Annotated in this window: 15 protein-coding genes; 14 read left to right on the top strand and 1 reads right to left on the bottom strand. The window is 45.6% G+C overall.

The window, feature by feature from the left end:
* Positions 1–129 precede the first annotated feature (129 nt).
* The 8 genes from B9T34_RS10925 (at position 130) to B9T34_RS10890 (ending at position 9,485) form a co-directional block, all read left to right on the top strand.
* Positions 130–1,149: a sulfate ABC transporter substrate-binding protein gene (locus B9T34_RS10925; protein ID WP_086213166.1), complete on the top strand. Its 1,020-nt coding sequence runs from the start codon at positions 130–132 to the stop codon at positions 1,147–1,149.
* 324 nt (positions 1,150–1,473) lie between these two features.
* Positions 1,474–2,385, top strand: a complete 912-nt coding sequence (gene rsmH, locus B9T34_RS10920) for a 16S rRNA (cytosine(1402)-N(4))-methyltransferase RsmH (RefSeq protein WP_086213165.1) — start codon at positions 1,474–1,476, stop codon at positions 2,383–2,385.
* A gap of 10 nt (positions 2,386–2,395) precedes the next feature.
* On the top strand, positions 2,396–2,728 hold the full coding sequence (gene ftsL, locus B9T34_RS10915) for a cell division protein FtsL (RefSeq protein WP_086213164.1): 333 nt from the start codon (positions 2,396–2,398) through the stop codon (positions 2,726–2,728).
* A 13-nt stretch (positions 2,729–2,741) separates the two neighbouring features.
* A complete protein-coding gene (gene ftsI, locus B9T34_RS10910) occupies positions 2,742–4,568 on the top strand; it encodes a penicillin-binding protein PBP3 (protein ID WP_086213163.1) in 1,827 nt (608 codons plus the stop codon).
* Positions 4,569–4,579: 11 nt separating this feature from the next.
* Positions 4,580–6,076 carry a UDP-N-acetylmuramoyl-L-alanyl-D-glutamate--2,6-diaminopimelate ligase gene (locus tag B9T34_RS10905; RefSeq protein ID WP_086213162.1) on the top strand — a complete coding sequence of 499 codons (1,497 nt, stop codon included), beginning with the start codon at positions 4,580–4,582 and terminating at the stop codon, positions 6,074–6,076.
* An 8-nt stretch (positions 6,077–6,084) separates the two neighbouring features.
* Positions 6,085–7,494 carry a UDP-N-acetylmuramoyl-tripeptide--D-alanyl-D-alanine ligase gene (locus B9T34_RS10900; RefSeq protein ID WP_086213161.1) on the top strand — a complete coding sequence of 470 codons (1,410 nt, stop codon included), beginning with the start codon at positions 6,085–6,087 and terminating at the stop codon, positions 7,492–7,494.
* On the top strand, positions 7,495–8,613 hold the full coding sequence (gene mraY / locus B9T34_RS10895; protein WP_086213160.1) for a phospho-N-acetylmuramoyl-pentapeptide-transferase: 1,119 nt from the start codon (positions 7,495–7,497) through the stop codon (positions 8,611–8,613).
* A gap of 68 nt (positions 8,614–8,681) precedes the next feature.
* On the top strand, positions 8,682–9,485 hold the full coding sequence (locus B9T34_RS10890) for a putative RNA methyltransferase (RefSeq protein WP_086213159.1): 804 nt from the start codon (positions 8,682–8,684) through the stop codon (positions 9,483–9,485).
* Between the two features lie 68 nt (positions 9,486–9,553).
* Here the strand turns inward: B9T34_RS10890 and ponA are convergent, their stop codons facing one another.
* Entirely contained in the window at positions 9,554–12,076 is a 2,523-nt protein-coding gene (gene ponA, locus B9T34_RS10885; protein WP_086213158.1) for a penicillin-binding protein PBP1a, read from the bottom strand.
* 156 nt (positions 12,077–12,232) lie between these two features.
* Between ponA and B9T34_RS10880 the strand changes: the two genes are divergently transcribed.
* The 6 genes from B9T34_RS10880 (at position 12,233) to aroK (ending at position 17,987) form a co-directional block, all read left to right on the top strand.
* A complete protein-coding gene (locus tag B9T34_RS10880) occupies positions 12,233–13,291 on the top strand; it encodes a pilus assembly protein PilM (protein WP_086213157.1) in 1,059 nt (352 codons plus the stop codon).
* Positions 13,291–13,968, top strand: coding sequence for a PilN domain-containing protein (locus tag B9T34_RS10875; RefSeq protein ID WP_086213156.1), 678 nt, complete (start codon positions 13,291–13,293; stop codon positions 13,966–13,968). Before B9T34_RS10880 ends, B9T34_RS10875 begins: the two co-directional genes overlap by 1 nt.
* Positions 13,965–14,699: a type 4a pilus biogenesis protein PilO gene (locus tag B9T34_RS10870; RefSeq protein WP_086213155.1), complete on the top strand. Its 735-nt coding sequence runs from the start codon at positions 13,965–13,967 to the stop codon at positions 14,697–14,699. Before B9T34_RS10875 ends, B9T34_RS10870 begins: the two co-directional genes overlap by 4 nt.
* Positions 14,699–15,226, top strand: coding sequence for a pilus assembly protein PilP (locus B9T34_RS10865; protein ID WP_086213154.1), 528 nt, complete (start codon positions 14,699–14,701; stop codon positions 15,224–15,226). The genes B9T34_RS10870 and B9T34_RS10865 overlap by 1 nt, the downstream gene beginning before the upstream one ends.
* Positions 15,227–15,293: 67 nt before the next feature.
* A complete protein-coding gene (gene pilQ, locus B9T34_RS10860) occupies positions 15,294–17,405 on the top strand; it encodes a type IV pilus secretin PilQ family protein (protein WP_171265197.1) in 2,112 nt (703 codons plus the stop codon).
* A gap of 36 nt (positions 17,406–17,441) precedes the next feature.
* Positions 17,442–17,987: a shikimate kinase AroK gene (gene aroK, locus B9T34_RS10855; RefSeq protein WP_086213152.1), complete on the top strand. Its 546-nt coding sequence runs from the start codon at positions 17,442–17,444 to the stop codon at positions 17,985–17,987.
* The last annotated feature ends 3 nt before the right edge of the window (positions 17,988–17,990 follow it).

Here is a 17,990-nt window from a genome sequence, read left to right as displayed (position 1 = left end):
TTTAATAAAACAATGTATTAAATTTGATGTGGTTGATTTTGCTGTACTTGGTCTGGCATTGAGTGGATTGAGCTTTAACGCTTTCTTTTATATATTTAGCAGTATTAATGATAAATGTTTTGTACGGCTATGAAAAAACAATTGAAAGTATTCTTCAGCGCTGCGGTGCTGTCAGCAGGTTTTGCACTCAGCTCGGGTGCTGCGCATGCGGCAGACCGTGAATTCTTAAATGTCTCTTATGATGCAACGCGTGAATTTTACGATGAATTCAACAAATCATTTGGCGCGTACTGGAAAGCGCGTACAGGTAAAACTGTGGACTTTAAACAGTCACATGGCGGTTCAGGCAAGCAGGCCCGCTCAGTTGTGGATGGCTTAAAAGCAGATGTCGTGACTTTGGCGCTGGCCAATGATATTGATGAGATCGTGAAATCTGGTCAAATTCAGCCGGGCTGGCAAAAAGAGTTTCCGCATAACTCTGCGCCGTATACCTCGACAATTGTATTTATGGTGCGCAAAGGCAATCCTAAGCACATTAAAGATTGGTCAGATTTAACCAAGCCGGGTGTGCAGATTATTACACCTAACCCGAAAACGGGCGGTTTGCCGCGCTGGGTGTATCTGTCTGCATGGGGCTATGCATTGAAGCAGCCGGGCGGCAATGATGCGAAAGCCAAAGATTTTGTCGGCAAAATGTACCATAACGTGAAAGTGATGGACTCGGCAGCCCGCGCATCGATGACAACGTTTGCAGAGCGCGGCATTGGCGATGTACTTTTGACTTGGGAAAATGAAGCTTTAGTGACACAAAAAACACTGGGCAAAGGCAAATTTGATATTGTGTATCCTTCTATGTCTATTTTGACAGAACCATCGGTGGCAATTGTGGATAAAACGGTTGAAAAAGATGGCAATAAATGGCTGGCAAAAGGCTATATCAACTATTTATATTCGCCTTTAGGTCAGGAAATGGCAGCTAAACATTTCTACCGTCCGCGTAATGCAGCCGTTTTGGAAAAATATAAAGCGCAGTTCCCGCCATTAAAGACCTTTACCATTGATGAAGTGTTTGGCGGCTGGGCCAAAGCGCAGCAAACGCATTTCGTAAATGGCGCGACTTTTGATCAGATTTATAACACAAAGCGTTAATCGCAAATTATGTGAAAAGCCAATCTTCGGATTGGCTTTTTTTGTATCAGAAAATATTGCTGATTTTCTGAATTGCACTTGCGGGGATATGCAGTGGTGCAATTCTTTAATGTTGGAAAGGCAGTGATTACGAACTGCAGTCAGAATTGAAATTTCGGCATCATGCATACTTTATAAATCTCAAATGACGATAATGCGGTGCCGTTGATCATAAAAACGGTTTTCCCCATGAAAAATAATATTTTCCAACAAAAAGTCGTTTGGAGCTTTATTAAAACAAGGTAATAATATGCAGTTACTTTTTTACGTGCTGAAACCCTCTATATGTCGCATATTTCTGTATTACTTAATGAAACCATTGATGCCTTGCTTGCAGGGCGGAATACAGGAATTTATATCGATGGAACTTTTGGCCGCGGCGGGCATACGCGCTTATTGCTCTCAAAGTTAGATGAAAATTCACATGTTTATGCTTTCGATAAAGACCCGCAAGCTTTAGAAACAGCAGCCGTTTTAGAAGCGGAAGATTCACGGTTCACCATTATTCATGCCAGCTTTGCAGATATGCAGCATGAGCTGAATGCGCGAGGCATTGAACTGGTTGACGGCGTCATGGCGGATTTAGGTGTATCTTCTCCGCAATTGGATCAGGCAGAGCGCGGTTTCAGCTTTATGAAAGATGGTCCGCTGGATATGCGCATGGATAACTCGCAAGGGCCGACTGCTGCACAATGGCTGGTCGATATTGGCGAAGAAGATTTAGCGAATATCATCTTTAAATATGGTGAAGAGCGTTACAGCCGCCGTATTGCCAAAGCGATCAAAAATGCGGGCTATATTGATACAACAGCGCAATTGGCGGAAATTGTAAAAGTCGCGCACCCGAAATGGGAAAAAAATAAACATGCTGCAACCCGTACATTTCAGGCAATTCGTATTGCCATTAACAAAGAATTAGATGATATTGAAGCTTTCTTGCCTCAAGCTGTGGAGGTGCTGAAGCCGAAGGGAACTTTGGCGGTGATCAGTTTCCACTCGCTGGAGGATCGATTAATTAAACAATTTATCCAAAAAGAATCTACCTTAGCTGAAGACACTGGCTGGGGCTTGCCGCAAAAACGGGAAGATACCCGCAGACTGAAAAAGATTGACCGCGTCCGCGCCAGTGAAGAGGAAGTGAAAGCCAATCCGCGTTCACGCAGTGCTTGGCTTCGCGTAGCGGAACGTTTAGCTTAATAGGCGAATAATGAAAACCGAAGCAACTGAAAAAGCGCCAGATAATTTAAAACTGAAAAAAGCTGTGACTTATGCCATTTTACTCGCGCTGGTGTTCTTAAGCGCAGTTTTTGTGGTGTTTCAAGTCTTTGAATACCGTCAGGATTACCGCAAGCTGAGTACCTATGTGCGTGAACGGGATGACCTGAACGCAGAGTGGGGCCGCTTGCTGATTGAACAGCAGACTTTTGGCGCAACAGCGCAAATTGGCACACGTGCGGTGACGCAGCTGCGGATGTACTCACCGCCTGTGGCGCAAACGGTTGTGATTTCTTTACCGCAGACTTCAGAAGAGAAAAAATAAGGCTAGCTGTACCATGGTTGATAAGAAAATTAAGCAAACAGTACGGAAAAAGCAGCAGTCAGTGACAGAGCGAAATGTCATTAGTGTTGAAATGTGGCGCTTTTACCTCATGTGGGGTGTGGTGCTGCTGTGCTTTGTGGCCTTGGTGGGGCGCGCTTTTTATGTGCAGGTCATCAATAAAGACTTTTTGCAGAACAAAGCCAATGCCAATATTTTAAGAACTGAAAAAGTAAAAGCCATGCGCGGCGTAATTTACGACCGTCATGGGGTGCCTTTGGCCATCAGTACACCCGTCATGAAAGTGGTGATGGATCCGCGCGATTATTTTGACAATAAAAAACTCTATGAAGAAGTCAGTGCGCAGCTGGAAAAAGAGCCAAATAACCGCAAGCTGAAACGCCAGCTGCCGGATAAAAACCTGAATTTAGATGAACTTGCAGATGCAGTCGGGATAGACCGCGGTGATCTGCGTAAAAAATTAAACGACCGCCCGCGTTCGCGCTATTTGGTGCTGCAGAAAGAAATTCCGCCGCAGCAGGCTGAATTGATTCTGAAACGTGATTTTCAAGGCGTGTACTTAGAAAAAAACTATAAGCGCTACTATCCTCAGCCTCAGCCCAACTCGCAAATTATTGGCTTGACCAATAGTGAGGGCATGGGAATTGAAGGCTTGGAAATGCAGCTGAACAACCGTTTAGCGGGCATTGATGGCGAACAGCAAATTGTCCGGGACAAAAAAGGCAATCGGGTGAAAGATCCGGAAGTCGTGAAAGCGGTAGAACCGGGTGAAAATATTACCCTGAGTATTGATTCGCGCCTGCAATATATTATGTACCGTGAGCTGACTGCCGCAGGCGTAGCGAATAACGCGCGTTCAGCCACAGCTTTAGCGGTAGATGTGAAAACGGGTGAAATTTTAGCGATGACCAGCTGGCCGTCGTATAACCCAAATGACAAAAACAGTTTGGGCAATAAAGATGCCATGCGTAACCGCGGTGCGGTCGACTCTTTTGAGCCGGGTTCAACCATGAAGCCGTTGACCGTCTCTATGGCGCTGGAAAGTGGCAAATACATGCCAAATACCGTGGTGAATACGTCACCGGGGTCAATGCGCGTCGGCAACCACACCATCCGTGATACCCACAACTATGGCGCGCTGACGTTGGGCGGCATTATTCAAAAATCATCAAACGTAGGTGTGGCGAAAATTGCGCTGTCGCTTCCATATGCAACTTTACCGACTTTCTATCAGCGTCTAGGTTTTGGCCAGCGTTCTGCGGTGAAATTCCCCGGTGAAAGTGCCGGCTTGATTTTGCCTAAAAACAAATGGAATGTGTCTGAAGTTGCAACCATGGCCTATGGCTATGGCTTGAATGCCACTGTACTGCAAGTTGCAGATGCCTATGCCATGATTGCCAATAAAGGCGTTAAAATGCCATTAAGCCTGTATAAGCTGGAAGATCAGCCCAAAGGCGAACAGATGATTGATCCAAAAATTGCAGACCAAGTGCTGCTGATGATGGAGTCTGCAACCATGCCAGGCGGTACGGCAACCCGAGCGAATGTCTCAGGCTACCGTGTGGCGGGTAAAACGGGTACAGCGCATAAGCTGCGCCCAGACCGCAAGGGTTATTCAACCACAGAATACCGTGCGCTGTTTGCAGGGGTTGCGCCAGTGAGCGATCCGCGAATTGCAATGGTGGTTGTGGTCGAAAACCCGAAAGGCGCCTATTTTGGCGGTACAGTGTCTGCTCCTGTGTTTGCACGGGTGATGCAGGAATCTCTGCGTCTGATGAACGTGCCTTTAGATAAACCTTTAGATACTCCGAATGTCCAGTAAATAGGTGATGAATGTCCATTACATTTCAAGATCTCTACACCGTTGAACAGCCGGCTGAATGGATGTCACAGTCCTTCAGCGGGTTCAATCTGGATAGCCGAAACGTGACAGCAGGGCAAATTTTTATTGCCCTGACTTCATTTTCCCAGCCTGAAAAAACAATTCAATTTGCGCAAGCAGCGTTAGAGCGCGGCGCGCTGGGTGTGATTTCTGAAACTGATCTCGATTTAGAACAAAGCTTTACCGTTGCCAATGTCCGCCATGTGATGGGGCAATGGCAGAAACAGTATTTACAGGCTGCTGAGCCTGTGCAGGCTGCCCGAATTATTGCAGTGACAGGCACCAACGGTAAAACCACCATTTCGCGTTTAATTGCAGAGCTGCTGATGCTGCAAGGCAAAAACTGCGCAGTGATGGGCACTACAGGCAATGGTATTTTACCGAATTTAGAATCGTCTTCGCATACCACATTGGATGCGCTGCATATGCAAAATGCACTGCATCAGTATGCGCAGCAAGGCGCAGAATTTGCGTCGATTGAAGCCAGTTCTCATGGTTTGGAGCAGGGCCGCTTAAATGGCTGCGCGATTGAAATTGCAGCCTACAGCAATCTGAGCCGTGATCATTTGGATTATCACAAAACACTAGAAGCTTATGCCGAAGCAAAATCACGTTTGTTTCAGTTTGCGTCATTGAAATCGGCCATTATCAATATTGATGATGAATATGCTGAAATGATGCTGAAAGCGGCTCAAGCCAATCCTGCACAGCCGAAAATTTTAACCTACTCGACAACGCAGCCAGCGGATTATCGTGTTCAGAATATTCAGTACAGTCTGGATGGCGCACAGTTTACATTGCAGACAGCGCAAGGCGAATTTAATGTCTGCAGTCCGTTGCTGGGCCATTTTAATGTCGAAAATATTGTGGCCAGCCTGATTGCTGCCGAGCAGGCAGGTTTTGCGTTGCAGGATTTAATCCAGACTGCGCCGCAGCTGAAAGGCGCGCCGGGCCGCATGCAAGTCATCCGTGATGCAGAACGCTTATTCATTGTTGATTATGCACATACCCCTGATGCATTAATTCAGGTGCTGCAAACTTTGAAGCGTCATGTCTCACATAATCTATGGGCTGTATTTGGCTGCGGCGGAGACCGTGACCGCGGCAAGCGCCCGCTGATGACACAGGCGGCTTTGGATCATGCAGATATTGCGCTGATTACATCAGATAACCCGCGCACAGAAAATCCAGAACAGATTTTTGCCGACATGAAAGCGGGTGTTGATTTTGCTCAGCATCCAGTGCATGAAATTCATGACCGCCGTGAAGCGATTAAATTTGCCGCAGCGCAGGCTGTAAATGGCGATATTGTTGTGATTGCAGGCAAAGGTCATGAAAATTATCAGGAAATTGATGGTGTACGCCATTGGTTTGATGATGTTGTTGAGGTTCAATCTGCATTAACCGCACAGCATCACAGCACAGATTCAGCTTATCCAGCGCAATAGGAAACAACATGCATACCTCTACAACCAGTACGGTGCCTCTAGAGCCTTGGACAGCAGAACAATTGGCAGAGGCCACCCAAGGCCAGTGGCATCAAGGCAAAGCGCCGCAAAGCAGTATTAAGCGAATTTTAAGCGATTCGCGCCATGCCGAAACAGGCGATGCATTTTTGGCGCTGAAAGGTGAGCGTTTCGATGCGCATGACTTTATTGCGCAAGTTGCGGCAAATGGCTGTGAAGTGGCGATTGTCAGTCATCCTGTCGATGCCGATATTTGCCAGCTGGTGGTGAAAGATACCCGCTTAGCTTTAGGTCATTTAGGCGCTTACCGCCGCGCAGCCCATCCGCAATTGAAAGTGATTGCATTGACTGGCAGCAGCGGTAAAACCACCACCAAAGAAATGCTGGGCAGTATTTTATCCCGCCTTGCGCCGACCTTAATCACCCGCGGCAACCTGAATAATGATTTAGGTGTGCCAATGATGCTGCTGGAGCTTCGCGCTGAGCATCAATATGCGGTGATGGAATTGGGCGCCAGCCATCAAGGTGAAATTGATTACACCTCAAATTTAGTGCAGCCGCATGTCGCAGGCATTATCAATATTGGTACTGCGCATATGGGTGAGTTTGGCGGTCGTGACGGTATTTGCCGCGCCAAGTCGGAAATTTATGCACATATTGCTGAAAACGGCACCTCAATTCTGCCTGCTGCAGATGATTTCAGTGAAGCCATCCGCAGTGCTGTGCAGACTGAAAAGGTCATGAGCTTTGGCGCAGGCGGCGATGTATTTGCGACTGATGTTGCGCTGCATCCACAGTCTTCAAGCTTTACGCTGAATACGCCGGATGGTGCACGCCATGTCGATTTGCCTTTTGCAGGCGAACATAATGTGCAAAATGCCTCAGCGGCCGCAGCTTTTGCTCTGTCCATTGGCGTAGCGCTGGATGATATTGTTGTTGGGCTTGAACACGCTCAAGGCGCTAAAGGCCGCTTAAACTTTATTCAGCATAAAAATCACTTATTGATTGACGATACTTATAATGCCAATCCAACCTCCATGCGTGCAGCAGCTGAAGTGCTGGCGCAGCAGGACGGTATTAAAGTCATGGTGATGGGGGATATCGGTGAGCTGGGCGACAGCGCAGCGCAGCAGCATTATATGCTGGGCCGTGATCTTGTCTCTGTAAAAGGTGTAAACTTTGTTGTGGCAGTGGGTGAGTTTTCACCTGCAGTGCAGGAAGGTGCGCGCAGCACGCAATACGGCAAAAAATTGCAGGCGTTTTTAAACCAAGATCAGGCCTTGCCGCTTTTATTAAGTCTAGTCGAAACACATCAGCCTCAGTCCATGAGTTTCCTGTTTAAAGGTTCTCGTTATACCCACATGGAAACTCTGATGGCTGACTTGATGGAGAAACTCTAAATGTTGTTATGGTTATTTGAGCAACTTGCGGGCTATCACAGTTCGTTCCAAGTTGTTCGTTATTTAACATTGCGCTCGCTGCTGAGTGTACTCACTGCACTTACGATCGGCTTGGCGCTTGGCCCAGTCATGATCCGCAAGCTGCAAGCGTTAAAATACGGTCAGGCAGTCAGCTCTTATGCGCCTGAAAACCATGCCAAAAAAATGGGTACGCCAACCATGGGCGGGATTTTAATCCTGCTGTCTATTGGCATATCGACTTTGCTGTGGGCAGATTTATCCAATCCTTATGTATGGATTGTATTGGCTGTAATGGTCATCTTCGGCATGGTTGGCTGGGCGGATGACTGGATCAAAATCCGCTATAAAGACAATGCAGGCCTGCCCGCCAAGAAAAAATTCTTTTGGACGTCTGTCGGTTCAATCGGCGCAGGCATTGCGCTGTATGTGATTGCAAAACAGCAGGTTAATCCAATGCATACGGCAGATATGCTGGATGTGCTGATTCCATTCTTTAAAGAAATCAGTATTCCGCTTTCGGCTATCCCGCTGGGCATCGGCTTCATTATTTTCACGTATTTGGTGATTAATGGCGCATCCAATGCCGTGAATTTAACTGATGGTTTAGATGGCTTGGCCATTATGCCGATTGTATTGGTTGCGGCAGGTCTAGGCGTATTTGCGTATTTGGGCGGTGATGTGCGCTTTGCCAATTACCTGCATATTCCATATGTCAAATATGCTTCTGAGTTGGTGGTGATCTGCGCGGCGATGATTGGCGCGGGCTTGGCTTTCCTGTGGTACAACGCGCATCCCGCGCAAGTATTCATGGGTGATGTCGGCGCACTGTCTTTGGGCGCTATGCTGGGTACAATTGCGGTGATGGTCCGTCAGGAAATCGTATTTGCGATTATGGGCGGTGTGTTTGTAGTGGAAGCGATTTCGGTCTTCCTGCAAATTGGTTCACTGCGCATGCGCAACAAGCGTGTATTCCTGATGGCGCCATTGCACCACCATTATGAGAAAAAAGGCTGGCGCGAAACTCAGGTCGTCATCCGTTTCTGGATTATTACAATTATGCTGGTAGTTTTAGGTCTAATGACTTTAAAATTGCGTTAAGCAAAATTGAAATGAAAAGCCGGTCGTTTGCCGGCTTTTTTAATGCCTGAATGGCTTTGGAGAAAAAGATGAATCTGCTGATGTGTCCAGTTTGCCATGAGCAATTGCAGCTTAAGGATAAAACTTGGCGCTGTGAGAATAATCATAGTTATGATGTGGCGAAGCAGGGCTATGTCAATTTGCATGTGGTGCAGCATAAGCACAGTAAAAATCCGGGAGATACGCCTGAATCGGTGCAGGCGCGCCGCGCATTTTTAAGTGCGGGCCATTATGCGCCTTTACAGCAGGCTGCAGTGCAGAAAATCCGCGAGCTGCGTATTGAAAATCTATTGGATATCGGCTGCGGTGAAGGATACTACACCACTGCGATGAGCAATGAAGTATTGCAGTGTGTGGGCGTAGATATTGCCAAAAATGCGGTACAGGCAGCATCTAAAACCAATCAGAAAGTCACTTGGGTTGTGGGTACAGGTTCAACTTTGCCTGTGCTGGATCATTCCATTGATTTATGCACCAGTTTATTCAGCCCGATTCCAAAAGCGGAAATTCTGCGTGTGCTGAAGCCGCAGGGTTATCTTATGGTGGTAACCCCAGGCCCGCAGCATTTGTTTGCGATGCGTGAGGCGCTTTTTGAAGAAGTGCAGGCGCACGAGCCGCATAAATTTGTGCAGCAGCTTGAGGATGCATTTGAGCTGTCGGAGGAGTTGCTGATTGATGCACCTTTAACGCTTTCGCAGCAAGAGCTGAAAGATCTCATTGCAATGACGCCGTATGCTTATAAAGCAAAACAGGAGCGTAGAAGTGCATTGGAAGAAAAGGCGCACTTTGAATTGACAGCGCAATTTCAAATTTTTGTGTTTAAAAAGAAATAAATCGATTCAAGCAATAAAAAAAGCCCTCTTTAGAGGGCTTTTTTTATTGCTGATTTAATGCAGCCTCACTATTCCACCTGTTCAATGAGGCTGCTCAGAGCGTCTGGCTGCGGTTTGGCTGCGGGCTGCATTGAAGGAGGTGTATTGCTTGCTGGGACTAAGATGTCCTCACCAGGCAAATCTTCAAAGTCATTTTGTGCAGGACGGGTGATTGGCGCTGGCGGTGCAGGGCGGTAAATCGGCTGCGCCAGCGGAGGCGAGGCACGGTCACGTAAAGGCTGAGTTTCTTCAGCTGCTGGGTTGGCTTGATTGCGGTCTAGCGGCGCTTTGGCATTTTTGTCTAAACGCACCCAAGACTCCGGTGTGTCTTTCAGCGCATTCGCCATAAAATTGGTCCACACGGGCAGGGCTGCGACACCGCCGTATTCTCGGCGCCCCAGTGTAGACGGCTGGTCAAAGCCGACCCATGCAATGGCAACCAGTTTTCCATTAAAGCCTGCAAACCATGCATCTTTCGCATCGTTAGTTGTACCTGTTTTGCCGCCAATATCATTGCGGCCAATTCTTAAGGCTGCACGGCCTGTACCATGCTGAATCACATCACGCAAGATATTTGCCATGTCAAAAGCTGAGCTGGATTTTAAAATACGTGTAGCTTGACGGTAATCCGCCGTATCAATATTTTCATCTGTCTGCATTTTTGACATGCCGGTCATAAGGAATGCTTCATCATCCGGTGTAGCAGGCGCTCCTGCATCCATTGGCTGCTCTTCTTCATTGATGCATGGGATACACGCATAGTCTGGATTGGATTGATAAATCACTTTGCCATAAGCATCTTCAATGCGGTCAATAAAATGCGGCTGAATGCGGTAGCCGCCATTGGCGAAGGCTGCATAGCCCGTTGCCATCTGTACCGGCAAGACTTGCGGCGTTCCTAAAGCAATGGTGTAGTTGCGCGGAATTTGATTTTCCTGCAGGCCAAAATCCATAAACAGCTGACGGGTACGCTCAATGCCCACCATTTGCAGCAGACGTACAGATACCGTGTTACGGGATAAGTACAGCGCACGGCGCAATGGAATCATGCCTAAATAGCGGCCATCAGAGTTTTTGGGTGTCCATTTGCCAATGGTAATTGGACTGTCGTTGACCATGCTGAAAGGAGTCATGCCGCGCTCTAATGCTAAAGCATAAACAAAAGGCTTGATCGTAGAGCCAGGCTGGCGCCAGCCTTGCAATGCGCGGTTAAATTTAGACTGATAAAAGTTATAGCCGCCCACAATTGCTTCAATTGCGCCATTGTTTGGGTTTAAGGCAATGAGCTGGCCTTGCGCTTTAGGAATTTGAATCAAGGCCCAAGAGGTTCTGTCCTGATTTGGACGCAAACGGATAATATCTTTAACTTTGACAATTTGTGAAGCTTTTGACGGTGCATTGCCTACACTGTTGGCGCTGCGGTAGGGGCGGGCCCAAGCCATGCCAGACCAAGGAACGGTGACTGTTGTGCCATCCTGCATCAAAGCTTCAAAACTGGAAGGATTTACTTTGGTAACTTCTGCTGGGAAGGTATTGGCATAGGCCATAAAGTCAGAGAGCGGTTTGTCATGCGCTTCTGCACCTCGCCAGCCGTGGCGGCGGTCATAATCTTCTAAACCTTCTCTAACGGCATCTTCAGCATAAGCTTGGCGGCGGCTATTAATGGTGGTGTAAACCTTATAGCCGGAATCAATGGCTTGTTCACCTAAGGTTTGCACCAGTTCACTGCGCACCATTTCACCTACATAGGGATATTGAGTGCTGACCCCGCGTTCGGGCATATCCAGATTAATCGGTTCTGCAATGGCTTTTTGATATTCAGCTTGAGAAATATAGCCGAGCTGCAGCATGCGGCCTAAAATCCAGTTGCGGCGCTCAAGCGCGCGCTTAGGATTGGCGACAGGATTGTATTTAGACGGCGCTTTCGGTAGACCTGCAATCATGGCCATTTGCGCAGTGGTCAGCTCATCTAAATTTTTGTTGTAATAAATTTTAGCTGCCGCCGCGATGCCATAGGCATTTTTACCTAAGAAAATTTTATTGACATATAACGTTAAAATTTCTTCTTTTGTTAGATTTTCTTCAATCTTTCGGGCTAAGAAAATTTCTGTCAGTTTGCGCTTTAAAGTCCGTTCCGGGCTTAAATAATAGTTCTTCGCCACCTGCATCGTAATGGTGGACCCGCCCGTTTGCACATCTGAACCCGTAATGCTTTCACTGACAGCCCGGCCAATGCCTTTAAAGCTGATGCCGCTATGCTCAAAGAACGACGAGTCTTCTGCCGCCAGAAAACCATGAATAAAGGTTTGCGGTATCTGACTGTACTCAACAGGCACAGACAATTTGCCGCCATACTCGGCAATCAGTTCATTATCTGCACTGTATACTTGTAAAGGCTTCAATAAAGGAGCCTTTTTTAAAGTGGACATTTCAGGCAAAGATGGCGCAATATAGAGATACATGCCATAGAAACCCATAGGAATTGAGACTAAAATAATAATTAGGATCAAAAAAAATGGATGAACTAGGCCCGAACAAGATAGCTTTTTCATAACAAGTAAGTTTTAATAAGAGCTAATGGCAAACTAATTAGCGGTCAGTATATCCTTAAGACGTGCAGATTGTTATATGGTATCTGTATAAAATTATAGACCTATTCTAATTAGTGAGTTACTTTTTGGGGATAAAAAAATAATAGGAATTATATTGTGCTCAGGTTATATCGTAAGCCAAATAAGGGGTTAGTGGGAGTTGATATTAGTTCGACTTCTGTTAAGGTTTTGGAACTTTCTGTAAAAAGTGGACGGTATTGGGTAGAAAGCTATGCTTTGGTGCCTTTGCCGGAAGGAAGCGTTGTTGAAAAAAACATATTAAATCCTGAAGCTGTAAGCGATTCATTAGAGCGTGCGATTAATTTAGCCAATACTCAAACAGTGAATTCAGCCTTAGCGATTCCAACCTCGATGGTGATTACAAAAACCATTGAGATGGATGCAGATATGACGAGTGATGAGCGTGAAGTTCAGATTCGTATGGATGCGGAGCAATATATTCCTTTCCCGCTAGACGAAGCGAGTCTAGATTTTGAAGTTCTCCCAGACCGTTTGTCTAATCCAAACCGTGTTAATGTGCTGCTCGTGGCAACGCGCATTGAAAACGTAGAAGCGCGTTCAGAAGTTTTAGAGTTAGCGGGCTTATCGCCTAAAATTGCTGACGTTGAAAGCTTTGCTTTAGAAAATGCATTTAAAGTCTTTTCCGATACGTTGCCGATGGGTGTGAAAACAGTCGGTATCTTAGATATCGGCCACAGCATGACAACCTTGTCAGTCATGCAAAATAATAAAGTGATTTATACGCGTGAACAGGTTTTTGGCGGCAAGCAGCTGACACAGGAAATTCAAAACCGCTATGGTTTGTCTTTTGAAGAAGCTGGCCGAGCAAAGAAAACCCGCGCTTTACCTGATGATTATGATATTGAAGTGCTGGAGCCGTTTTTAGAGGCGGTTGTGCAGCAGGCGGCACGTTCACTGCAATTCTTCTTCTCATCCTCTCAGTTTAATGAAATTGACCATATCCTGCTGGCTGGCGGTAATGCCAATATCCCAGGTCTGGCAAAATTACTGCAGCAAAAGCTGGGTTATCGGGTCACTATTGCCAATCCATTCCTGCAAATGGGTTTTTCACCTCAAATAGATATTAAAAAAATTGAAAATGACGCTTCATCGCTCTTGGTGGCATGCGGTTTAGCATTGAGGAGTTTTGATTAATGGCAAAGATTAACTTACTCCCTTGGCGCGATGGGCTAAGAGAGAAACGAAAAAAAGAATTTATTGCAATTTGCATTGGGGCATTTCTTATTGGGGTTTTAGGCGTTGGCTTAACTTGGCTGTATTTTGATAATAAATTTCAAGACCAAGAGCAAGCGAACCAGCTTATTGTCAGCACCAATCAAAATCTGGATGTTCAGCTTAAGTCATTAGAAGGTCTGCAAGAACAGCGCAATGCGATTGTTGAGCGTATGAAGCTGATCCAGGGCTTGCAAGGGCAGCGTCCAATTGCGGTGCATCTGGTTGAAGAGCTTGTGCGGGTTATGCCTGATCAGATGTACATTACGAAGTTCAGCCGCGCAGGCGATAAATTTACGCTGGAAGGTAAAGCTGAGAGTCCAAATACTGTCGCCGAGCTGCTGCGTAATTTGGAAGCTTCCCCATGGTACCGCAACGCGTTTATGAGTTCATTCTTGGCAACTGAAGAGAAAAAAGACCAAACGCCAAGCTCTATCGTACCGCGTGTTGAAGATGGCTATGGGACGTTTACAGTTACTGCTGATCTGGATGCTATCGCGCAGCCAGAGTTAACAGGTGCAAAAGATCCTGCTGCGCAAACTGCTGATGCTGCGAATCAAAATGCTCCTGCAACTTCTGCACCGGAGGCTGCAAAATGAGTCGTGAAGAATTTGAAGAATTAAATGAAGTCGCTGTGGCACCAAAGAAAAAAATGACTTTGGATAAATTCCTGCAGCAATTCAATACGCTGGATACCAATAACTACGGCAGCTGGCCTTTATCGGTAAAAATTACGTGCTGGCTTTTTATTATTATTTTTGTACTGGCTGCAGGCTATTTTCTGGCGATCAAAGGCAAGATGGATGACATTGCCAATGCCAATGCGCAAGAACAGAATTTGCTGAATGAATTCCGCGAGAAAGATTCAAAGCTTCGTAATCTGCAGCAATACCAAATACAGCTACAAGAAATGGAAGCGCGTTTTAATCAGCAACTGGAACAATTGCCAAAAGAAACAGAAATTCCTGGTTTGGTTGAAGATATCAACTTAACAGGGGTAAATTCAGGTCTGAAATTTAAAAATATTCGTTTAGAGCCTGAAGTTAAGCAAGAGTTCTTTATTGAGCAGCCGATCGCGATTGATGCAACTGGCGATTATCACTCATTTGGCGCTTTTGTCAGCGGTATTGCTGGCCTTTCACGAATTGTGACACTGCATGACTTTGAAATCATTGCAAGCGACAGTAAAGATGATAAGAGCGACATTCCAAAGGTGGATTACAGCTTAAAAGCAAAAACATACCGTTATGTTGGAAATAGTGATGCAGCTGCTGCTGGCGCAGAAGGCGCTCAAGAGAATCAGGCAGCATCAGCTGGAGGGGCAAACTAATGAAAATGCAAAAGCTTTCTTTGTTTGTAATGTTGGGCGTTGCTTTAGCTGGGTGTGAATCACGAATTGATGTCGTGAATCAGGAAATGGCAAATATCCGCAACCAGCCGCCGGTTCCAATTGAGCCTGCACCAGATTTTGTGCCTGTAGAGTCATTTAATTATGGCGCTCAGCAGCTGAGAAGCCCTTTCATGCCAGGTTCACTTGCGTCTGAACTGAAAATTATGGCGGGCAAGCGGGTTTATCCGAACTTCAATCGTCAGTCTCAGCCATTAGAGAGTTTTCCAATTGAAAACTTAAATATGAAAGGCAGTTTACTGAATCAATCCGGCAAGATTATGGCGTTGATCCAGACACCTGATGGGCAGGTTGAACGTGTACAGGTAGGAAACTATATGGGCTTGAATCAAGGCCGCATTGTGAGAATTTCACCGACACAAATTGATGTAGTGGAGATTATTCCAGATGGGCGAGAAGGTTATGTTGAGCGTCCTAGAAGTCTTATATTAATTGGGCCAGCACCTTAAGTTTAAAGGAATAAAAATGAAAAATAGTAATAGTGTAAATGATTATATTTTTGGGGATGGCAATACAATGAATCAAGTATTTCGTCAGTTTTCAATGGGTGCCGTTGCAATGGCTGTTATGCAGGTTGCAAGTGCGCAAGTGAGTATGACCAATATCGTGCCTATGCAGATCCCTGGTCAGGGTACTGAAATTCGTGTGATGTTTAATGGTTTGCCGCCACAGCCGCAGGCTTATCAATTAGAGCAGCCTTCCCGCTTGGTTCTGGATTTTGATAAAGCAGATCAAAAAATTAAACAGAGCTCAATTCCAGTTGCGACTGATGAAGCGACTTCAGTTGATCTTAGTTCAGATGCTCAGCGTTCACGTTTGACTGTAAATCTAGCAAGCGCTGGTACATTTACTACACGTGTTGAAGGCAATACCTTTATTCTGAAAATTAATTCTGCTGGAAATTCTGTAGCTCAGCCAGCCATTCAGGCGCCTGTACAGGGAATTTCTAACATTGGTTTTAATCGCGGTTCAAATGGTGAGGGGCAGGTTGTCGTAGATCTGCTTGGCGGCAATACGCCTGTCGATGTACAGCAGCAGGGCAGTAAAATTGTGATCCGTACTTTAGGCAATAAAGTGCCTTCACATTTAACTCGCCGCTTAAATGTCAATGATTTTGCAACACCTGTTTCAACCGTAGATGCCCATAATGACGGCACGAATGGTGTGATTACGATTCAATCGTCAGGCAATTTTGAATATATGGCTTATCAGACGGATAATAAGCTGACTGTTAGTCTTAAGCGTCCTGAAGATAAGAATCCTTTACGCCCAAAAGCATCCAATCATTATACAGGCAAAAAGATTTCACTAGATTTCCAAGATATTGAAGTACGCCGTGTACTTCAATTGCTGGCTGATTTTACTGGCATCAATATGGTGGCGGCAGATACTGTGCAAGGCAATATCACGCTGCGCTTAAAAGATGTACCTTGGGATCAAGCGCTGGATATTGTTCTAAAAACGAAAAACCTGGATAAGCGCCGCAATGGCAATGTGATTTGGATTGCGCCAGTGAGTGAGCTGATTAAGGCTGAAGAGGAAGAAGCTAAGGCTATTGCGCAAAGTGTTAAATTGGCGCCGATCCAAACAGAATACATTCAATTAAGTTATGCAAAATCTGCGGATGTGCTGAAACTGCTGGAAGATTCTCGCAACAGCAAAGGTGCTGAAGCGAATGGAACCGCTGGAACAAACTCATTGGCATTAGAAAGCTTACTGAGCCCCCGCGGCAGTGCAGTATCAGATACAAGAACAAATACATTAATCGTGAACGATACGGCTCAAAATATTGATAAAGTCCGTAAAATGATTGATTTGCTGGATGTTTCAGTCAAGCAGGTCATGGTTGAGGCGCGGATTGTTCGTGCAACAACAGACTTTACCAAAGAGATGGGGGTTAAGTGGGGTGTTCTGTCACAAGGTATAACCAATAATAATAACTTATTGGTTGGCGGCAGTGATACGACATTATGGGATTTACGCGATCCTGATGATGAGGGTAAATATACGATTCAGCGCCCTGATAACCTGAATGTTGATTTGGGCGTAACTTCAGCTGGCGCGAGCAGAATTGCTTTTGGCCTGATCAGTCTATCTGACTTTATGCTGGACCTTGAGCTCTCTGCTTTGCAGTCTGATGGCTATGGTGAAGTAATTTCAACACCAAAAGTCTTAACTGCAGATAAACAGCCAGCAAAAGTTGCGTCAGGTCAACAAATTCCGTATCAAACGACTTCGACAGCTGGCGGCACTGCAACAGCAACCACGGAATTTAAGGATGCATTGCTCAGTTTGGATGTAACACCGAGCATAACACCAGACGGTAAAGTTCAGATGAAGCTGAATATTAAGAGCGATTCGCGTGCAGGCACTGCGCCGAATGGTGAGATCATTTTGAATAAAAATGAAATCAATACTGATGTGTTAGTGGATAATGGTGAGACAGTTGTTTTGGGCGGAATTTTTGAACAGCAGTCGACGAATATGCAAACAAAGGTTCCATTCTTAGGGGATATTCCATACATTGGCCGTTTATTCCGTAAAGATGTGAAGTCTGAGAATAAGAGCGAGTTGCTAATTTTTGTTACACCACGAATTGTTAATGACAGTGTTACCAGAAATCATTAATATATTTTGAATTTAACAAAATAAATAGGTGACTCCTTGCCAAGCAAAGAGTTTGAAACCCTGCCAAATATTTATTTGGTAGGGCCGATGGGGGCTGGTAAAACAACAGTAGGTCGGCATTTGGCTGAGTTGTTAGGACGTGAATTTCTTGACAGCGATCATGAAATTGAACGTAAAACAGGCGCTACGATTCCTTGGATCTTTGAGAAAGAAGGTGAGCAAGGATTCCGCAGCCGTGAAACTATTGTGATTGATGAGTTGACTGCACGGACACAGCTGGTTTTAGCAACTGGCGGCGGTGCGGTTACTCAGGCCCCTAACCGAGAGTTTTTAAAACAGCGCGGCATTGTTGTTTATTTATATACTCCAGTAGAAATTCAGCTTCAGCGTACCTACCGAGATAAAAACCGTCCTCTTTTACAAGTCGAAAATCCAGAAAAAAAATTAAAAGACTTGCTCGACATCCGTGATCCGCTTTATCGTGAAGTTGCAGATCATATCATTGAAACCAATCAAGGCGCGGCGCGTGATTTGGCGCAAAAAATCCTCAATTTGATTATTTCGCAAAATGTTCAAAAGTAAATA

The sequence above is a fragment of the Acinetobacter sp. ANC 3813 genome (assembly GCF_002135435.1).
Lineage (GTDB): Bacteria > Pseudomonadota > Gammaproteobacteria > Pseudomonadales > Moraxellaceae > Acinetobacter.
Note: the sequence above shows the minus strand (reverse complement) of the source record. Positions and strands in the feature narration are given on the sequence as shown.

Excerpts from the sequence above, each read along its gene's own strand:
- ftsI (WP_086213163.1), top strand. The coding sequence starts at position 2,742 with ATGGTTGATAAGAAAATTAAGCAAACAGTACGGAAAAAGCAGCAGTCA.
- B9T34_RS10900 (WP_086213161.1), top strand. The coding sequence starts at position 6,085 with ATGCATACCTCTACAACCAGTACGGTGCCTCTAGAGCCTTGGACAGCA.
- B9T34_RS10875 (WP_086213156.1), top strand. The coding sequence starts at position 13,291 with ATGGCAAAGATTAACTTACTCCCTTGGCGCGATGGGCTAAGAGAGAAA.
- mraY (WP_086213160.1), top strand. The coding sequence starts at position 7,495 with ATGTTGTTATGGTTATTTGAGCAACTTGCGGGCTATCACAGTTCGTTC.
- B9T34_RS10890 (WP_086213159.1), top strand. The coding sequence starts at position 8,682 with ATGAATCTGCTGATGTGTCCAGTTTGCCATGAGCAATTGCAGCTTAAG.
- ponA (WP_086213158.1), bottom strand. The coding sequence starts at position 12,076 with ATGAAAAAGCTATCTTGTTCGGGCCTAGTTCATCCATTTTTTTTGATC.
- ftsL (WP_086213164.1), top strand. The coding sequence starts at position 2,396 with ATGAAAACCGAAGCAACTGAAAAAGCGCCAGATAATTTAAAACTGAAA.
- rsmH (WP_086213165.1), top strand. The coding sequence starts at position 1,474 with ATGTCGCATATTTCTGTATTACTTAATGAAACCATTGATGCCTTGCTT.
- B9T34_RS10905 (WP_086213162.1), top strand. The coding sequence starts at position 4,580 with ATGTCCATTACATTTCAAGATCTCTACACCGTTGAACAGCCGGCTGAA.
- B9T34_RS10925 (WP_086213166.1), top strand. The coding sequence starts at position 130 with ATGAAAAAACAATTGAAAGTATTCTTCAGCGCTGCGGTGCTGTCAGCA.
- B9T34_RS10865 (WP_086213154.1), top strand. The coding sequence starts at position 14,699 with ATGAAAATGCAAAAGCTTTCTTTGTTTGTAATGTTGGGCGTTGCTTTA.
- B9T34_RS10870 (WP_086213155.1), top strand. The coding sequence starts at position 13,965 with ATGAGTCGTGAAGAATTTGAAGAATTAAATGAAGTCGCTGTGGCACCA.
- pilQ (WP_171265197.1), top strand. The coding sequence starts at position 15,294 with ATGAATCAAGTATTTCGTCAGTTTTCAATGGGTGCCGTTGCAATGGCT.